14 protein-coding genes, 1 pseudogene and 1 riboswitch are annotated in these 19,178 nt (G+C 45.1%); of the genes and pseudogenes, 5 read left to right on the top strand and 10 right to left on the bottom strand.

Annotated elements, in window-relative coordinates:
- Positions 1 to 40 precede the first annotated feature (40 nt).
- A complete protein-coding gene (locus tag BM358_RS17145) occupies positions 41 to 736 on the bottom strand; it encodes a response regulator transcription factor (RefSeq protein ID WP_023990005.1) in 696 nt (231 codons plus the stop codon).
- A 160-nt stretch (positions 737 to 896) separates the two neighbouring features.
- Between BM358_RS17145 and BM358_RS17140 the strand changes: the two are divergent.
- Positions 897 to 2,256: pseudogene (locus tag BM358_RS17140) on the top strand (sugar phosphate nucleotidyltransferase).
- 196 nt (positions 2,257 to 2,452) lie between these two features.
- Here the strand turns inward: BM358_RS17140 and BM358_RS17135 are convergent.
- The 4 genes from BM358_RS17135 to BM358_RS17120 all read right to left on the bottom strand — a co-directional run bounded on the left by BM358_RS17135 (position 2,453) and on the right by BM358_RS17120 (position 7,359).
- Entirely contained in the window at positions 2,453 to 2,968 is a 516-nt protein-coding gene (locus tag BM358_RS17135) for a thioredoxin family protein (RefSeq protein WP_028541550.1), read from the bottom strand.
- A gap of 256 nt (positions 2,969 to 3,224) precedes the next feature.
- Positions 3,225 to 5,081, bottom strand: coding sequence for a beta-glucoside-specific PTS transporter subunit IIABC (locus BM358_RS17130; RefSeq protein WP_023990002.1), 1,857 nt, complete (start codon positions 5,079 to 5,081; stop codon positions 3,225 to 3,227).
- Positions 5,082 to 5,311: 230 nt separating this feature from the next.
- A complete protein-coding gene (gene licT, locus BM358_RS17125) occupies positions 5,312 to 6,154 on the bottom strand; it encodes a BglG family transcription antiterminator LicT (RefSeq protein ID WP_028541551.1) in 843 nt (280 codons plus the stop codon).
- Positions 6,155 to 6,387: 233 nt separating this feature from the next.
- Complete coding sequence (locus BM358_RS17120; protein WP_023990000.1) at positions 6,388 to 7,359, bottom strand: LacI family DNA-binding transcriptional regulator; 972 nt, start codon at positions 7,357 to 7,359, stop codon at positions 6,388 to 6,390.
- Between the two features lie 212 nt (positions 7,360 to 7,571).
- On the opposite strand from BM358_RS17120, the gene BM358_RS17115 reads away from it, so the two are divergent.
- Both BM358_RS17115 and BM358_RS17110 read left to right on the top strand, forming a co-directional pair.
- On the top strand, positions 7,572 to 9,029 hold the full coding sequence (locus tag BM358_RS17115; RefSeq protein WP_023989999.1) for a glycoside hydrolase family 1 protein: 1,458 nt from the start codon (positions 7,572 to 7,574) through the stop codon (positions 9,027 to 9,029).
- Positions 9,030 to 9,296: 267 nt separating this feature from the next.
- A riboswitch (glycine riboswitch) is annotated at positions 9,297 to 9,391 on the top strand.
- A 159-nt stretch (positions 9,392 to 9,550) separates the two neighbouring features.
- Positions 9,551 to 10,969 (top strand): alanine/glycine:cation symporter family protein, encoded by a 1,419-nt coding sequence (locus BM358_RS17110; protein ID WP_023989998.1) that lies wholly within the window; start codon positions 9,551 to 9,553, stop codon positions 10,967 to 10,969.
- A gap of 57 nt (positions 10,970 to 11,026) precedes the next feature.
- Here the strand turns inward: BM358_RS17110 and BM358_RS17105 are convergent, their stop codons facing one another.
- The 5 genes from BM358_RS17105 to BM358_RS17085 all read right to left on the bottom strand — a co-directional run bounded on the left by BM358_RS17105 (position 11,027) and on the right by BM358_RS17085 (position 16,493).
- The gene (locus BM358_RS17105) at positions 11,027 to 12,199 is read right to left on the bottom strand and encodes an iron-containing alcohol dehydrogenase (protein ID WP_028541553.1); all 1,173 of its coding nucleotides are present in this window, start codon (positions 12,197 to 12,199) and stop codon (positions 11,027 to 11,029) included.
- A 151-nt stretch (positions 12,200 to 12,350) separates the two neighbouring features.
- A complete protein-coding gene (locus tag BM358_RS17100) occupies positions 12,351 to 13,178 on the bottom strand; it encodes a carbohydrate ABC transporter permease (RefSeq protein WP_023989996.1) in 828 nt (275 codons plus the stop codon).
- Positions 13,179 to 13,200: 22 nt separating this feature from the next.
- On the bottom strand, positions 13,201 to 14,076 hold the full coding sequence (locus tag BM358_RS17095; protein ID WP_028541554.1) for a carbohydrate ABC transporter permease: 876 nt from the start codon (positions 14,074 to 14,076) through the stop codon (positions 13,201 to 13,203).
- A gap of 31 nt (positions 14,077 to 14,107) precedes the next feature.
- Positions 14,108 to 15,391 carry an ABC transporter substrate-binding protein gene (locus tag BM358_RS17090; protein WP_028541555.1) on the bottom strand — a complete coding sequence of 428 codons (1,284 nt, stop codon included), beginning with the start codon at positions 15,389 to 15,391 and terminating at the stop codon, positions 14,108 to 14,110.
- 229 nt (positions 15,392 to 15,620) lie between these two features.
- Positions 15,621 to 16,493: a LysR family transcriptional regulator gene (locus tag BM358_RS17085; protein WP_028541556.1), complete on the bottom strand. Its 873-nt coding sequence runs from the start codon at positions 16,491 to 16,493 to the stop codon at positions 15,621 to 15,623.
- Positions 16,494 to 16,668: 175 nt separating this feature from the next.
- Here BM358_RS17085 and BM358_RS17080 point away from each other — a divergent pair, with 175 nt between their 5' ends.
- Both BM358_RS17080 and mdcA read left to right on the top strand, forming a co-directional pair.
- Positions 16,669 to 17,532, top strand: a complete 864-nt coding sequence (locus BM358_RS17080; RefSeq protein WP_049828412.1) for an ACP S-malonyltransferase — start codon at positions 16,669 to 16,671, stop codon at positions 17,530 to 17,532.
- Entirely contained in the window at positions 17,529 to 19,175 is a 1,647-nt protein-coding gene (mdcA, locus tag BM358_RS17075; RefSeq protein WP_023989991.1) for a malonate decarboxylase subunit alpha, read from the top strand. Before BM358_RS17080 ends, mdcA begins: the two co-directional genes overlap by 4 nt.
- The last annotated feature ends 3 nt before the right edge of the window (positions 19,176 to 19,178 follow it).

Genomic DNA, 19,178 nt, shown 5'->3' with positions numbered 1-19,178 from the left:
AGCAAGCTGCTCAGTGGGGAAATGGGTAGCCATGATACGGCTACATCTCATATTTGTAGCCTCTGCCCCAGACGGTACGGATATGCTGAGGATTTTTAGGGTCACGTTCTATTTTTTTGCGAAGGCTGGAAATATGTACGTCGATGGTACGATCCAGATAAGCGCCATCTCCGCCTTTGATCCGATCCATCAGCTCGCTGCGGGTAAAGACTTTACCTGGATTGCAGGACATCTCTTTTATAATGGAAAATTCAATTTGAGTGACTTCTATTTCTTGGTCATCGACTAACAGGCTATGACGGTAATCATTCACCCAAACCCTTACCTTTTTAAGCTTTTGAGTTACCGTTTGCGATTCAATGGGCATGTTGGGGCCGCAGCGGCGCAGCAGGGCTTTGATGCGGGCATTTAACTCTATCAGGCTGAATGGTTTGCATAAGAAGTCATCTGCTCCGTCGTCCAGAGCCTTTATTCTTATATTCAGCAGGGTGTTATTAGAGATGACCAGCATAGGGACCGTAGTAAATTGACGGATTTGGCTGATCAGCGCACATTCGACTTTACCGGAAAACATTAGAGCGGTCACAATAATATCGGGCTTAAAACGCATAAGTGTAGGAATTGCAAGTTTAGAGTCATAGATAAGTTCGGTATGATAGCCTTCCTCCTGCAGATGAAGAGCAATCATATCTGCCAAACTTTTTTGATCTTCAATGATGAGTATTTTTATGGGCATGACTGACATCTCCTGTACGGATAAAGATACAATTACATTGCATAAGTATGTATTTTCCACGATAATACATACTTATGTATTCGGCAGAAATGCGAAAATCGAACAGTCCTATAATGAAAGAAAAATATTAATTTAGAGGAAGAAGGTTGCATCTTTGCGAATGATTTTATTATCTGGAGGTTCGGGTAAACGTCTATGGCCCTTATCCAATGTGAACCGCCCCAAGCAGTTTCTTTCTATTTTACGTCATGATGAACGTCCAGAAAGCATGCTGCAACGAATATGGAGGCAATTAGATGAGGCGAATTTGGCAGATGAGGCCTATTTTTCAACGAGTGGAACTCAGGCCGAGCTGATTCGGGGGCAAATTGGCGGAGATGCTATAGTGATTGAGGAGCCGACTCAACGGGATACCTTCCCGGCCATTTCTCTGGCTACGGCCTACTTGCATGACGTTGCAGGCGCATCACGCGATGAGATCGTAGGGGTCATGCCTGTGGACGGGTATGCGGGGGATGAATTTTTCGAGCATCTGCGTAGGCTTCCTTCGATATTAGAGCAATCAGGAAGCCATATCGCATTAATGGGGGCTGCCCCAACGGAACCCTCAGATAAATACGGATATATCGTGCCTTCAGCCTCTCCTTCACTTGACCAGCCATATTATAGGGTTAGTTCATTTGTAGAAAAGCCGGATCTGATCCGTTCAGAAGCGTTGATCCGTGAAGGGGCCTTATGGAATTGCGGGGTGTTTGCTTTTAGACTAGGCTTTTTGTTGGATATTCTGAAGCAAATGGGTATACCAGCCGACTATGAATCTCTTTCGACAAATTATGCAGACTTGCCTAAAACTAGCTTCGATATTGCGGTAGTAGAGCATACTCATAAGCTCTCTGTGCTCCCATATCATGGAGAATGGAGAGACTTGGGCACATGGGATTCTTTGGTACGGGAAGTAAGTTCGAAGCTGAGTGGCCCGGGATATATTTCAGAAGCTTCACATGACTCGCATATCATCAATGAACTGGAGATTCCGGTTAGCATCTGGAATGTTCCAGACATTATTGTCGTTGCTGGTCCAGATGGCGTGCTGGTTACGGATCGACAGTCGTCAACAGGAATTAAGGATATGGTGGCAGAAATTGAAATCGGCCCGCGTTTTGAGGAGCGCTTCTGGGGAAAGCAAACCGTATTATCCCATCAACAGGCGGCAAGTGGATTGCAGACAGTGACCAAACGCGTGGTCATTTCAAATGGGAGATTTATCAGCTATCATGAGCATCAGTTTCGTAAAGAAGTTTGGACTATAGTTTCTGGAACCGGGAGTGTCTCTATCAATGGCGTGACACAGACAGTCAGCCCTGGTGAGGTCATCGTCATAGAACCCGGTACAAAGCATTTTATAGGGGCAGTAGAGGGAGATTTAGAATTCATTGAGTCACAAATCGGACATATCGTATCCGAAACGGATATTATCCGATATGAATTTCCATGATTCGATTGACGATCATACTCTATGAAGTGTCTACAATATAGGGACTGATAGATACGAACGAGGTTTATCAGAAGGCAGTGAAGAGTAGTAGGAACTATTTTTTATTAGAGCTTAGATGACCTGTACATTCCTAAAAAAGGTATTCATGCGCTACACGAATGAATACCTTTTTTTGCATAAACAGTTCTTTGTGTGCGTAATGAAATGGATAGAAAAGTGACTTATAAAATAAGTTTCTTGGAGGTCAGCCACTCTTTTACAGCGTCTGTACTGAGGTCTCTTTTAGGCGTCCATTCTATTTTATCAACCAGCTTGCCGTTTCTGAATTCTGCAATGGTGGGGGTGTATTTAACGTTGTAATCCTCTTTGAATTTATTCCATTGGGGCTTGTCCTTATGGATTTTGTGAACGTTCAAAAAAGTAATTTTAGAGCCTAGATTATACTGTTCGATCATCTTGTTAAAGTTAGGCTCAAACCGATTGCAGTCGCCACAACTCGGTCTGCCGACATAGACAAATACACTTTGATCCTGTTGAATCAAACTCTTAAAACCATCAAATGTAACCGCATTCAAGTGGTCATATATTTCTGGGTAATTGCTTTTGCTCGCTTGGATTTCTTTGTCTTTTTGTTGAACAACCTGCTCTAGGTCTTGAAATTTAACTACAGCTGAAATAGCGATACCAATGACAAGCAACACAATGACACTTAACCCGGCGATATATCCTTTTTTCACAGAAATCCTCCTTTTTTTACATTCTTACACTTACAATAAATGATATTTCCATTTTTCGCTGTAACACTTGTCTCATTATGTATAAAAAAAGAAGCTTTCCATGGGGAAAGCTTCTTTAATCAGCATTTTGCATAATTCGATTCCCAACGCTTGTAAGTACAATATATAGACGAACTAAAGCGTTTCGATCTATATACTGCTGATTTGAAAACGCTCCTGGGATTTATGCAAAATGCTCTAGTCTGAAAGTTAAACGTTAGACCACAACAGTCAACAAGTAATCCTCACGCTTCACTTCAGTTTCCATTGTGTTCAACACATCCAGGTATTGAGCGGAATTTGTTACGATAATCGGCGTAGCCGTAGTATAGCCTGCCGCCTTAATTTGCTCGATATCAAATTCAAGCAACAGTTGTCCTTGCTTAACTATATCGCCTTCCTTGACGCGCTTGTCAAAGAATTGTCCTTTCAGCTTCACTGTATTAACACCCACGTGAATCAGAATTTCTGCTCCGTCATTGGAAGTAATACCGATGGCATGTCCGGTCGGGAATACTGTCGTAATCGTTCCATTGACAGGAGATGTCAGCACACCCTCTGTAGGATCAATTAGGATTCCTTTCCCCATAGCACCTGAAGCAAAAGCAACATCAGAAGATTGTTCCAAAGGCAATACTTTACCTTGCAGTGGGCTTACGAGAATTTCTTTCTCGATTGCCACTTCTTTCTTTACGGGTGCAGCTTCTGTTTTTGCAGTTTCTTCTTTTGGATCATCAAAGCCCAAAATCATAACCAATACAACTGCAAGTACAAAGGCAACAAGCAAACCGATGACTACCCACAAGAATCCAGGTCCGAAATAAGTCGGCAACGCCAGTAGACCCGGTAATGCAAAGGATTGTGCGTGCGCTCCGCCAGAAGCGATAATCGCCCCGCCGATTGCTCCGGAAATACAAGCATAAATGAACGGCTTTTTCAATTTCAAAGTTATTCCATAAATTGTTGGTTCTGTAATCCCAAAAATAGCGGCCAGCGTAGAGGAACCTGCCAAAGCCTTCATCTGAGTGTTCCGGGATTTCAGGAATACCCCCAATGTTGCACCAGCCTGAGAAAGTACGGCTGCTGTAAGCATCGGAAGCATCGTGTCATAGCCCAATGTTGCAATATTCGACAGCATGACTGGAACGAAGCCCCAGTGTACGCCGAAAATAACAAACACTTGCCAGAATGCCCCGGCAACAGCCCCGGCAATTAGTGGGCTTAAATTGTATACCCATGTAAAACCGTTTGCCAAGCCCTGACTGATCAGGTTACCTACTGGACCAAAGGCCAGAAATGTTAACGGAATAACGACCAGGAGCGAAAGCATCGGCACGATAATGTTTTTAACCGATTGATGGATAAAGGAATTGAACCAGCGCTCCACATAGGACTGAACCCAGACCGCGAGAATAATTGGAATGACACTGGAACTGTAATTAATCAGAATGATCGGAATACCTAAAAACGCCAATCTTTCTGGGTTGCTTACCGCCGTTATAACTGCTGGATAGACCAGAGCTCCAGCGATTGCCACCGATACAAAGGTGTTTGTCTTAAATTTACGGGACGATGTAATAGCCAAAAACACAGGTAGAAAATAGAAAACACTGTCGGAAGCTGCACTTAGGATCAGGTACGTACCGCTTTTATCATTAATCCATTGAAAAGATAAAATTAACGCCAGTAGCCCTTTAAGCAAACCTGCCCCGGCAAGAGCACCAAGAATGGGAGAAAAAATGCTGGAAATGATATCGACTGCTTTGCCAAGAAAATTCGTTTTTTCGGAAGATTCTTCTTTTTTGGCATTAGGATTGTCTGCATCCTGCAAATTCGTTTCTGCCATCATATGCTCAAACACTTGACCTACATTGTTACCGATGACCACTTGAAACTGGCCGCTGCTTTCCACTACTGTAATGACACCAGGGGTTGCTTCCAGTGCGGCTTTGTCTGCTTTTGTACGATCATTTAATTTAAATCTCAAGCGTGTAGCGCAATGGAATACCGAATTGACATTCTCTTCGCCACCAACGAGGGTCACTATTTTTTTAGATAGTTCTTTATCACTCATGTTCAGAACTCCTTATGGGTTATTCTTGCTACTGATAGGATTTACTGTTTACATCTGTTGCTAAGATGCGCCGGCGTGCACCTTTTTAAACTTGTAAACAAGAAAAACCTAAACTCGTGGTGAAAACTACGCACTCTCCTATAGAGGAACGTCGATTTCACCATCAGTTTAGGTTTTGCCTGCCTTACCAGTCACAATCCATGAACGATGAGGATATGAAGTTTTTAGTGTTATATGTTATTACGCTCAGTTACCCGATGAATATGGATAGTTAGATATACGTATTCATCCTTGCTTAAATATTGATCGTATGTTTTTTCCAGATACTCATTGATCTTTTGGGCACAAGCAAAAGCTTCGGTATACGTCTGCTTCACCTGGTTGTACAAAAATTCTTCACCACTGTGAATGACTTCTTTGCGAATCACTCGCATCGCAAAATATTGCAAATGTGTCAAAAATCTCGAATAGCTAAAAGAAGACTCATCCAGCACAATTCCGTAATGATACGTAATAATGTTCAATATATGTTGGACAATCTCAGTCATTTTCAGTGTAGATTTCATTTCGTTACCGTCGATCCGTGCATTCACCATATGCAATGCAATAAATCCTGCTTCATCTTCGCCCAATTTTACTCCGAGCGTATTTTCAATTTTTTGGAGAGCATCCAGTCCAACTGCAAATTCTTTTTTGTAAAAGCGTTTAATTTCATACAGCATCGCGTTTTGGAGTGCCAGTCCTTTTTCTTGCCGTTGTATGGCAAAATGAATATGGTCGGTCAACGTTAAATAAATATTATCGCTTAACTCCGTATCCAGTACTTCCGTTGCATGCTTTACGATTTCACTCACGACCTCCAGATGAGACACTGGAATATCGTTCAGCAGCTCAGTTAGTTTAGCCGTGAACTCGTTTTCATTTAACATGAAAATCTTATCTATTTTATCATCATCGACTTGATCGCCAGCCACCTTTTTGAAGGAAATACCTCTTCCCATCACGATGACCTCTTTGCCTTTATCGTTTTTAGTCAATAGGACGTTGTTATTGAGCACCTTCTCAATAATCATTGAAGTTCCCCCTCCCATCCTTTACCAATAAAAAATGCCTAAGCACAATTCAACACTATTGTTAGCAATAGCACTCAATTGAACTCAGGCATTGCCCGCATCACCGGTCACAATCCTTCGATATAGTGCTATTGTAGCACAAAAAAAAGCGATTTCAACATATTTTATTCTGATTCGACAAAAAATATTTCATATCAAGGCCCTTTTGCCTAATTTGCAAGTAAATCGTTACCTTACGTGGTCGTACGTTCAATGAGGCAGTACTCTAGCGAATGAAGCTCCATTTGGCGTCCAATCAGCTGAGGGGAAAGCATGAAAAAGGCATTTTGTGCTTGAGCCATGATGGGATTTTGAATCGTTGTAATCCCCATCGTATGCGCCAGCTCCGTGTTATCGAATCCGACAATCGCCAGATCTTCCGGTACGTTCAGCCGTTGTCTGCGTGCTTCGCAGAGAATGCCCACTGCTACATAATCGTTAGCACATAAAATAGCCTCTGGGAATTCTTCCCGACGCTGTAACAAATCCCGTACGACCTGTTCGCCATCACGGATATTATAAATAGAAGAGTGATTCCAGTGTTGCAACACTGGCAGATTGTGCTCACTCATGATCTGTTCGTAGGCTCGTTGTCTGCTATGGGTATTGATGCTGCTCGGACGACCAAAAGCATTGGCTATACGAGTATAGCCTTTTTGTATCAAATGTTTTAGCGCTAACATATATCCTTCATACTGATCCATAGCGACGGAGCGAATATCGGTATGCTCCATTCGTTGCCACGAAACGATCGGGCCATATTTGCAATAGGTACTCAAAAAATCAGTGTCATTCACGCAGGAAATGATGACCAGCGCATCGACTCTTTTTCTTTTTAAATCCTCAAAGGCTTGAAGCTCTTTCTTTTTGTCTTCTCCCGAAGTATAAATAATGGTTTGGAATTCATACTGGCCGGCTACTTCCACAAAGCTGTCCAGAAAAGCGAGAACAATTTCATTAATAGTTGAAGTAATGATACCGATCTGAAGCGTCTGACCCTTGGATAGAGAAATGGCATTCCGATTAGGAACATAATCCAATTCCTGCATGATTTTCAAAATCTTAGTTCTTGTTTCGTGACTGACATGGGGTGACTGATTTAATACTCTGGATACCGTAGCTTTGGAAAAGCCCGCCAGTTTTGCAATTTGATCAAGATTCGACATGGTGCTTCTCCTCACATAAGAAAAAATACTTGACATGAAACGCGTTACAACGATTAGGATGCTTATGAAGGCATTACGTCTATTTTAAAGCATCTGTCAATCCTTTTCAAAGGAAGAACGGTTACCGTTAGGTATTGATTCACATTTGCAGCACTTGACGGGATTACTTGACCAAAGTAAAAATCTTAAATACGGAAAGAGGTTTTTATACCATGACGAAGACGCTAAAAGGATTTCCGAAAAACTTCTTGTGGGGCGGGGCAACCGCAGCCAACCAATTGGAAGGTGCTTTTGACGTAGATGGAAAAGGATTGTCCAGTGCGGACATGGTTGCCTATGTACCCAAAGCAGAGCGCAAGAACGATCATGCTATGGAGATTTCGTCCGAGCGACTCGAAGACATTTTGGCAGGCAAAGTCAATGCCCGTTTTCCAAAACGTGAAGGTGTGGACTTCTTCCACCACTACAAAGAAGATATTGCATTGTTCGCGGAAATGGGCTTTAAGGTATTTCGTATGTCCATCAACTGGTCGCGGATTTTCCCGAATGGCTATGATGCCGAGCCGAATGAAGCGGGACTGCAATTCTACGACAATGTATTTGATGAGCTGCGCAAATATGGTATTGAACCGCTGGTAACATTGTCACATTATGAGACACCGCTGGGTTTGACTCAGAAGTATAATGGCTGGCTGGGGCGTGAAGTTATACAGCACTACGTAAATTATGCCGAAACTGTGTTCACGCGTTATAAGGATAAAGTAAAATACTGGCTGACCTTTAATGAAATCAATGTAATGACCATGAGTCCGTTTACCGGTGGCGGGGTGGTCATTGACCGCGTAGAAAACAAGCAGCAAGCGATATATCAAGCACTGCATCATCAATTTGTAGCTAGTGCACTGGCGACAAAACGAGGACATGAGATCATCCCGGGCTCTCAAATCGGCTGTATGCTGGCTCGTTTGGAAAGCTACCCACATACGTGTAATCCAGAGGATATACTGAAAGCCCAGCATGAAAATCAGATGAACCTGTTCTTTACGGATGTGCATGCCCGTGGGGAATATTCCAACTACATGAATCGTTATTTTGAAGAAAATAATGTTGTTATACACACAGAACCAGGCGATGCCGAAATTTTAAAAAATAACACGGTCGATTATATCTCATTCAGCTACTACATGACCTTGACCGTATCTGCAGGTCCAGAAGGCGAGAAAGCAGCAGGAAACCTGATTGGCGGCGTGAAAAATCCATATTTACAGTCCTCTGACTGGGGATGGCAAATTGATCCGATCGGTCTGCGTGTTACGCTGAATACGTTATATGACCGCTACCAAAAGCCACTGTTCATCGTGGAAAATGGCCTAGGTGCTTATGATAAGGTAGAGGAAGACGGTTCTGTGCATGACACATATCGTATTGATTACTTGCGTCAGCATATTGTTCAGATGAAGGAAGCGATTGCCGACGGTGTTGATCTGATTGGTTACACCAGCTGGGGTCCTATCGACCTTGTGAGCATGTCTACTTCCGAAATGTCCAAGCGCTACGGATTTATTTACGTCGATCTGGATGATGATGGTAACGGAACGCTCAAACGCTCCAAAAAGGACTCATTTAACTGGTATAAAAATGTGATAGCAACCAATGGTGAAGAATTGTAATTCCAAATTTTCTCGGGCGGGTATAGCAGAGGACATCCTAAGGATGCAATCTGCTGTACCCGCTTTTTTGATAGACATAATAATAATATATATTTCAGAGGGCTTCACAAACTTTTCACTTGTAATAAGCTGAAAGTTTTCTGTATAATAAATAAAAATTTCATATGTCTGGTTGATGTTTGCGGGAGATGGAACGAAAGTTCCGACCGAAGGGGCAAAACTCTCAGGTGCTTAGGCTGATTACAGCAACAAGCGGGGACCGTAAACGGACAGAACTCTGGAGAGACCCTTAATTGGGCGCCGAAGGTGCACCGCAGAGAACATCTGCTTAAACTCTCAGGCAAAAGGACAGAGACGCGAATAACCTGTGACAGGGAATGCCCTAGGCTTTTTTATAAGCTATTAGAGGCAGAAACCTGCGCAAGATGGTTGTATTTTTTCGTGCCTTTAACCTCTCCAGGAGTCGAATCAGCGGATTTGACTCTTTTTTGTTTTCTAATATGCTGGAGGAGCGGGTTGAAATGAATTTGGTACATGTGTTAGAAGCGATTAGCAGTTGGATATGGGGGGCGCCTCTCATCATTCTTGTCATGGGAACGGGGTTGTGGCTGACCATACGTTTGAAGATGCTGCAGGTATTCCGCCTGCCCCTGGCGATCAAGCTGATCGGTAAGGCCCCGAATGAAGGCAGCGGGGATGTAAGTAGTTTTGCGGCTTTGAGTACAGCGTTGGCGGCTACAGTTGGCACAGGAAGTATTGTCGGCGTAGCGACAGCCATTAAGCTGGGCGGGCCGGGTGCCTTGTTCTGGATGGTCGTTGCAGCCTTTTTTGGGATGGCGACGAAATATGCGGAAGGTGTACTTGCGGTAAAATACCGGGTGAAGGATCGGAATGGGCAATTTTCCGGCGGCCCGATGTATTATATTGAGAAAGGTCTGGGACGCCGTTTTAAACCGCTGGCGATGCTGTTTGCTTTTTCGGGCATGCTGGTAGCGTTGTTCGGGATTGGAACGTTTCCGCAGGTCAAAGCGATTGTATCTTCGACTGAAAATAGTTTTGGCGTTCCGCCCATTGTAACGGCACTGATTATTGCTATCCTTACAGGACTTGTTACTATTGGAGGACTCAAAAGCATTGCCAAGGTATCGACGAAGGTCGTTCCTTTTAAAACAGGCTTGTATGTACTGATCTGTCTCATCGTACTAATTCGGTTTGCTGACCAACTTCCTGCCGCAATTGCGCTGGTGCTCCATTCGGCATTTTCAACTACATCTGCAACGGGCGGATTTGCCGGAGCTACGATTATGCTGGCGATGCGAAGTGGGGTAGCCAGAGGTATTTTTGCCAATGAGGCCGGATTGGGAAGCGCACCGATTGCAGCCGCAGCTGCCAAAACCAAATGGCCTGCGGAGCAAGGGCTAATTTCCATGACAGGCGTGTTTATTGATACGATGGTTATTTGTGTGATGACCGGGTTGACGCTACTGGTTAGTGGTGTGTGGAGCGGGCCTACCGATGCGGGCCTGATGACTCAGCAAGCATTTTCCAGCGCATTCCCGCTGGGGGCAGAACTGCTCACAATCATTCTGATTATGTTTGCGTTCACCACCATGCTCGGCTGGAACTATTACGGGGAACGCTGTGTTGAATATTTGCTTGGGGTCAAGTGGATTAAGCCATACCGCTATCTGTTCATCCTACTGGTTGCCGGGGGCGCGTTCATTAAACTGGATGCGATTTGGCTGCTGGCAGATATCTTTAACGCAATGATGGCTTTCCCGAACCTGATTGCCCTGCTCGGGTTATCAGGAATTGTAGTCGCAGAAACCCGAACCTATATGGATTCTCTGAATTCTAGTAAGAAAAAGGGCATTCTTGCAGGTGCCAGTGTAGGGGCAGCTATCCAAGTAGAAGAAAAAGGACAAACGGTTAATTCATAAATTCCAAAAGGGAGTGCCCTCAGTCATCACAGGCTTGAGGACACTCCCTTTTGAATGTTATAACGATGCGTGCAAAATAGCTGAAATATCTTCTTGATTCAGCTTTTTATAATTACCGAAGCCTCCGTATTCCATTTCACGGGCTGCAATGTTTGCGACTTTTTCCAATTGCTCATCATTAATATTGTAATCGGCCAGGGTGGAAGGGGCACCGAGACTTGTCCAGAATGCACTCAGGCGATCAATCCCCTCCAAAGCAATTTCCTTATCCGTTTTACCAGTGGTATCTAAATCAAACATGCTGAGCATCAGCCGCTTCATGCGTGCAGCATCCTGATCCACCGTATGTCTCATCCAGTTGGGGAACAGGATCGCCAGACCGCCAGCATGAGGAATATCATATACAGCGGATAATGCATGTTCAATCGTATGCGAAGCCCAGTCCCCGAAGTAGCCCATTTGTAGTGTTCCGTTAAGGGCAATCGTTCCGGCATATAAAATCGTTTCACGATGCTCGTAGTTGTGCAAATCCTCCAGCAGCTTAGGTGCAGTTTCGATCACGGTTTGCAACACGGAAAAGCACATACGATCTTGCAACGGTGTATTTTTAACATTGTGAAAATATTGTTCAAACACATGGCTCATCATATCCACCATGCCATATACCGTCTGATCAAGTGGCACAGAGAAGGTGTTTTTTGGGTCCAGAATCGAGAATTTCGGATGCGTCACCGCGCTGCCCCATACGTATTTTTCGTTCGTTTCCCAGTTGGTGATAACAGAATCCGGATTCATTTCTGAACCGGTGGCGGCGAGTGTGAGGATGGTGCCGAATGGCAGAGCCTCGGTCGGCATGTGCTTTTTGTTGATAATATCCCACACATCGCCGTCATATTCAGCCCCTGCTGCGATGGCTTTGGTGCAATCAATAACGCTTCCACCGCCTACAGCAAGTAAGAAGTCGATTTTTTCATTTCGGCAAATGTCGATACCCTTCTTAACGGTGGACAAGCGCGGATTCGGTTCTACGCCGGACAATTCATGAATGTTCAGATGTAGCGGTTCTAACGCGTTTAATACCTGGTCATATAGACCATTTCGTTTGACACTTCCGCCTCCATATACCAGCAAAATGTTTTTGCCGTAATTCAGCAGTTCCTGCTGGAGTTCTTCAATTTGATTGTCTCCAAAAATTAATTTGGTGGGGTTATAATATGTGAATTTGTTCATCTGGTAAGTTTCCCTCAGTTCTTCATTGTTCATGTTCAAATCGTAAATCGCTTAACCTGATTGCCTGTTGGATACCTAACTTCATCATGTAAGCTATTTGAAATGACGATTAACTATTATACATGAAATGAATAAGGGAATTCAAGTAAATCTAATCTTTGACCGCTCCGGCGGCAAGATCGGAAATAAACTGGCGGCTAATGAAAAGAAATAAAATAATAAGTGGCAGTACAGCCAGCAGGGTGCCCGCAATGACCATCGCATAATCCGTATTGTAAATCCCGTTCAATTGTGACAGTGCAATCTGGAGCGTGAATTTACGTTCATCCGTTAAGACGATTAGCGGCCATAAATAATCATTCCAGGCTCCTATAAAGGTAAATGCGCCGAGAAAAGCGAACGCAGGACGTAGAATAGGCAGTGCTACATTCAAGTACAGTCGAAAAAAGCTGCATCCGTCCATCCGGCCCGCATCCAGCAGTTCCTTTGGAATGGATTCTTCCGCATATTGACGAATCCAGAAAATGCCGAAGGCATTTACCATCCCCGGGATGATAAGCGCTTTGAACGTACCTACCCATCCAAAGGAGGCCATCATGACAAAGGAGGGGACAAGCGAAAGTTGTGAAGGGACCATCATCGTAGCTAGCAGAACGATAAATAGCACTTTTTTGCCCGGAAAATCAAACTTGGCGAATGCAAAACCTGCTAGTGAATCGAAAAACAGAACCAATAGGGTAACAGAACCGGCTACAAAAAGGGTATTAAAAAAGGCTCCGGCAAAATTAATCTGTTGTAATACTCTCGTTATGTTATCCAAGAAGTGGCTGCCAAACCACAATTGTGGTGGAAAACGATAGATGTCTGAGGTTGTACGGGTTGCCATGACGATCAGCCAGTAAAATGGAAACATCGACAGAATGATTCCCACCAACAATCCGGCATATAAAACAAAGGATTTTGCGCGTGTCTGCATCATGTTGTGAAGCTCCTTCCCATCGTTATTTTTTACCTTGAACGAGTTTCCAGTTTATGATGGAGAATAGAGCAATGATGAGGAACATGCCCCATCCGACGGCTGCACCATATCCAAAATAGTTGTTAATGAACGACTCGCGATACAGGTATAAAACGATGGTCATGCCACTTGCCCCGGAACCGCCGTCATTACCGACCAGGACCTGTGGCTCGGTGAAGAGCTGCATACCGCCGATGGTGGACGTAATCACCGTAAACAGAATGACTGGGCGTAGCATGGGGATAGTGATGCGGAAAAAAGCTTGCGCTCCGGTTGCCCCGTCTATTTTGGCGGCCTCATACAGCACATGCGGAATACTCTGGAGTCCAGCCAGATAGATGATTGAGTTATAGCCCATCCATCTCCATACGACCATAGAAGAAATGGCGATTTGGATACCCCATGGCACATTCAGCCATTGAACCATGGGTAGCCCCAAGAGTTGCAGAAGGTAGTTGAGAAATCCAAAATTGTTGGCAAATAAGGCACCGAATATGATGGCAACAGCCACAATAGACGTCACATTTGGCAGGAAGAATCCGACTCGCCATAAGGTGCGCATTTTCACAAAAGGGGCATAAAGCAGAAAGGCAATAATCAGTGCGAAGAATAGCATCGGAATCGTTGCATACACCCAGATCACAAAGGTGTTGCCTACAGCCTGCCAAAATTCATGATCTGTTACAAGGTAGCGAAAGTTGCCCCAGCCGTTGTAGGTCATGTCTCCGATCCCGTCCCATTTGTGAAACGCTAGATATAATGAAAAACCAATCGGAAACAGTCCAAAGATGCCAAACAGTAGATAAAACGGCGAGATCGCAGCATAAACGGCACGGTGCTTCCAGATTTCTCTCAGCATATTGTCCACACGCCTTTTTTGGATTTTGTTTTTACCGCTGTAATTCCCGTTCGATTCGATCCATTGTTTCCGTCCATAATGCATCGGAATTGGCATCCTGCTTGGCGACATTAGCAAGACGACGGGTCACAATGCCGTGGATGACAGGATAGCGCTCGCCGAAATAGCTGCTTTTCACATTACGTGCGGAGGTGGCAAAGATGAGTCCGGTGGCCTGACCACCAAAGAAAGGCTCGGGTGTCCCCATGATAGGATCGTTATAGACGCCGGGAGTGGACGGGAACAGTCCGATTTTGTGGTAGGCTTCCAGTTGGTGTTCCGGGTTTTGCAGCCAGGTCAGCACTTCAAAGGCTTCTTTGGGATGTTTGCTGGATTTGAGGATAGAAATGAAAGAACCACCCAGGTTGCCGTCTCCTCCAGGAGCACGGGCGACTCTCCATTTACCCGCTGTATCCGGCGCGGCCTCTGTGAGAACTTGCTTCATCCAGATAGCCCCTACAAAAGAGGCGATTTTGCCGTTATTGACTGAAGCGTTCCATTCGGGAGTCCAGCCATCCGCATTGGCGAGCAGATGCTTCTTGTGGAAATCGACAGCGGTTTTCCAGCCCAGACGGATGTCAGGAGATTGATTGCCGATATAGCTGCCATCCGGCTTGAAGTAAAGGTTTATATGCTGAGCGAGTACCTGATTGTAAACGTTTACAATATTATCAGCCAAAAACGAACGGCTTCCGAATTTCTGCTGAAGTTGTTCTCCGGCCGCCATGTAATCATCCCATGTGCGGATGGAGGCACTAACCTTTTCAGGATCACTAGGCAAGCCTGCTTGTTCAAACAGATCACTTCGGTAGAAGAGGGCGGTAGGTCCTGTATCCATGGGAAATGCAATCATTTTACCATCAGGGGTGATCCCCTGATTCCATTTCCATTCCAAATATTGATCCTTTAAGCGGTCTGCTCCGAGTTCCCTTAAGTCATAAAAACGATCCGCACTGGGGAACAGCTCCACCATCCAATCGTTCAGAGCTACGATGTCTGGTTCACCGGAACGAGCTGCGAGCGTTGTCTTCAGTTTGGCTTTGAAGTCACCGCCTATTTTTTGAGTTTTTAATTCAATGTTGGGAAATTGTTTTTCCGCCTGGGCGAGTAGTTCATCGTCAATGGAACGGTTCCAGTACCACAATGTAAGCGTTATCTTTTTTCCGTTTGACAAATTAGTTTCAGATGATTGACTTTCAGAGAACGAGGGTCCACTACAAGCACTGAACATCGTGAGAAAAGCAAGACATAATACCAGCCATTGTACTGTTTTCACATCATTTCCCTCCTTGCTGTCTGAGATAATCTGCCTGCTAAACAAGTTGTAAATGGTTTAGCTCCATCATATGAAGCTGTTACCCATTTATGTGCATTGACTTAACCAAAAACAAAAAAATTGAAACAAAGCATGTATAGAAATTAAATACTCTAAAGATATTGATCTTACTAATCCGAAGAATGATAAAACAATAAGGCAGATATTATGTCAAAAGGTATCTAAATCGTCAATGCTGAGCAATATCTTGGAAAAATCTAATGATGAATTCGAAGAACGATTTCTCTATATCGGTGTGCAGTTCCCCAGTAGGAAAGGACAGATAGATTGTTCGCATACATCGAGGCTCCCTGATTTGAAGCAGCTTAATGTCTTCGGTTACGACGTTCCTCCACAGGATAGAAGGAATAAAGGAGATGCCAAGTCCTGTTTGAATCAACCCTCTTACCGTTGCCGGATCATCACTTTCAAAGACGATGTTGGGTTCAAAAGGGATGTGAGTAAAAAAGAGGTCCGTTGTTTTCCTAAGCGAATTACCAGGTGTAAGGCTGATAAACTTCTCATGCTCTAGATCTTTCAGGAATACGGTGTCCTGAACGCTCAGAGGGTGAGATTTTGGTACGCCAAGCAAAATTTCCTCCTCCAGCAGGATCGCATGCTCGTTGTCCGCCAACTCTTCGGACGTAATCGCAAAATCGTACGCCGGTCCTTTCTTCATCTTCGCAGGGTGCTGGGTCAGGTTGAATCTAATTTGAGGATAGAGATCGCGAAACTTGCCGACAAGGTTGGGCAATAGCATAGAGCCGACAGCGACGTATAACGTGATGACCTCTACCTTTTCGTTCTTCATTTCTTTGACTTCGGATACGCCTTGCTCTAGCGCTGATAGCGACTGGTTCACTCTTTTCAGGAACTTCTTTCCATATTCATTCAGCACGATATGTTTTCCTTCGCGGTCAAATAGCTGCACACCCAATTCCGTCTCCAGGTTTCTAATCATTTTACTTAAGGCAGGCTGTGAGATAAACAACTCGTTCGCGGCACGTGTGACATGCTCATACTTCGAGGTCACTTGAAAATACTTAAGCTGCAAATAATCCATAGTGAAAAATCTCCTTTATAACCACTAGGTTATCGATCATATGTGAATATATATATTTTACAGGTATTTACTCACTTCTTACAATTAACAATGTAAAGAAAATGAATCCGCTAAAGGTGGTGAGATTCTGAACATCGTTTTTACATTTCCCGGCCAGGGGTCACAGGTTCCTGGAATGCTCCAAGATGTACCCGAGTATTTGAAAAAGGCAACAAGTATCATCGGAACTGAACTGCGTGATGATGAGGAGGCTATGGGCTCAACGGTCTGGATTCAGATGGCACTCTTCGTTAAGGAGACGGCAATAGCCTACCGGTTGATCGAGCAGGGTATCCGGCCCCAATTCGTGGCAGGGCATTCCATTGGTGCATTTCCTGCGGCGGTCATCGCGGGAGTTCTCTCGTTCGAGGATGCGCTTCGGATCGTATGGCTCCGTGCCCGGTTGATGGAAGAAACCTTTCCTGAAGGCTATGGAATGGGTGTGATTATTGGGCTTACGCAGGCCGAGGTTCAACAAGCCGTGCTTCTCTCCCATAGTGAGGCGACGCCAGTCTACCTCTCGAATATAAACGCAGAGCAGCAAATCGTCGTATCCGGATCATTGGTAGGGTTAAATAAAGCATTTATGCATGTGAAAGAGCTTGGGACCGCTAAAACAGCGCTTCTGAAGGTTCCGATTCCTTCACACTCCCCGCTGATGTCAGAGGTAGCCAATAAGCTATTGCTGAAAATACACACTTTTTCTTTGCGGGACGCTCAAATACCATATTTGGTGAATCATACGGGCAGAAAGACGAAAGCCAAGGAAAAAATCGCGGAGGACCTTGCACTAAACGTAGCATATCCCGTTCGGTGGATGGATATGGCGGCTGTCTGCGTCGAATCGGGAGCTGACTGTTTCATCGAGATGCCGCCGGGTCATACTCTTTCCAGACTTGTCAAGCAAGCCCACAAGGATACCCGGCAAATGGCCGTGGACGAGATCGGTCTGGAAGCGACTCAGTATCTGATTAGAAAATGGAAGGAGCAAGAAGAATGAATAAAGTACTGCGATCCTGGTCACAAAAACGTGATAAAAAGCAGGAAAAGTTAGGAAAGGTGGAAAAGTGGCTCGACGGAAAATACATCGACTCCTCCCGAATTGTCGACCTGATGGAGGCGCTAATTGATCCAGGCGCGAAGGTCGTCCTGGAAGGAGATAACCAGAAGCAAGCGTCTTTCCTTTCCCAGAAGCTGCTGGAAGTCGATCCTGGCAAAGTGCATGATTTGCATATGATTATGTCCAGCATTTCAAGACCCGAACATTTGGATATTTTCGAGAAGGGCATCGCCGGGAAGCTGGACTTCTCCTACAGTGGCTCTCAAAGCCTGCGTGTTGCGCAAATGATTGATGACGGGATACTTAAGCTCGGTGACATCCATACGTATTTGGAATTGTTCGGACGTCTCTTCATTGACCTTATTCCAGATGTGGTGCTGGTAGCGGCAGACAAATCAGATCGCGAGGGCAATCTGTATACCGGAAACAATACGGAAGAAACTCCGACGATCGTGGAAGCGGCGGCTTTCAAGGATGGGATCGTAATCGTGCAGGTTAACGAAATCGTGGATGAGCTACCGCGAACCGATATTCCAGCGTCCTGGGTCGACGTCATTGTACAGGCCGAAAAACCGTACGCACTGGAAGCACTGTTTACCCGTGATCCGCAGAATATTACTGAACTGCAAATCCTGATGGGCATGATGGCGATCAAGGGTATTTATGGAAAACATCAGGTGCAGTCGCTTAATCACGGCATTGGCTTTAATACTGCAGCGATTGAGCTTTTGCTGCCGACCTATGGTGAACAGCTTGGCCTGAAAGGGAAGATTGCCAAGCACTGGGCCCTGAATCCGCATCCAACTTTGATTCCGGCGATTGAATCGGGTTGGGTCGAAAGCATTCACAGCTTTGGAGGCGAGGTCGGTATGGAGAAATACATTGCGGCTCGTTCAGATGTGTTCTTCGTCGGCAAGGACGGATCTATGCGCTCCAACCGCGCGATGTGTCAGGTTGCAGGCCAGTTCGCTGTAGATATGTTTATCGGATCAACGCTACAAATGGACTGTGCAGGTAATTCGTCTACCGTTACTTCCGGCAGATTGTCCGGTTTTGGAGGAGCGCCGAATATGGGGCATGATCCTCGGGGGCGGCGACATGCGACTCCTGCCTGGCTTGACATGATCGAGCGCCCGACGGAACTCTCCAAAGGCCGGAAATTGGTCGTGCAGATGGTTGAAACATACGGTGCCAACAAAAAGCCAGTATTTGTAGATTCGCTAGATGCCATCAAGGTGAAGGATGAATCTGGTCTCGCCATTACGCCAATCATGATCTACGGGGATGATGTCACCCACGTCCTTACCGAGGAAGGCATTGCATACCTCTACAAGACGGACAGCATAGAGGAGAGAAAGAAGGCTCTCGCGGCAATCGGAGGCGTAACACCTTTAGGAATGGAAAGTAATGAAAGCGATGCAAGCCTGTTGCGTGACAGAGGGATCGTGGCCTATCCGGAGGATCTTGGGATCATGCGCAGACAAGCCAAGCGCTCGATGCTGGCAGCACAGACGATTAACGATCTAGTAGATTGGTCAGACGGATTGTATGATCCACCGGCTAAATTCCGGAGCTGGTCTTAAAGC

The sequence above is a fragment of the Paenibacillus sp. cl130 genome (assembly GCF_900116035.1).
Lineage (GTDB): Bacteria > Bacillota > Bacilli > Paenibacillales > Paenibacillaceae > Paenibacillus > Paenibacillus polymyxa_B.
This window is presented reverse-complemented; position numbering and strand designations above follow the sequence as displayed.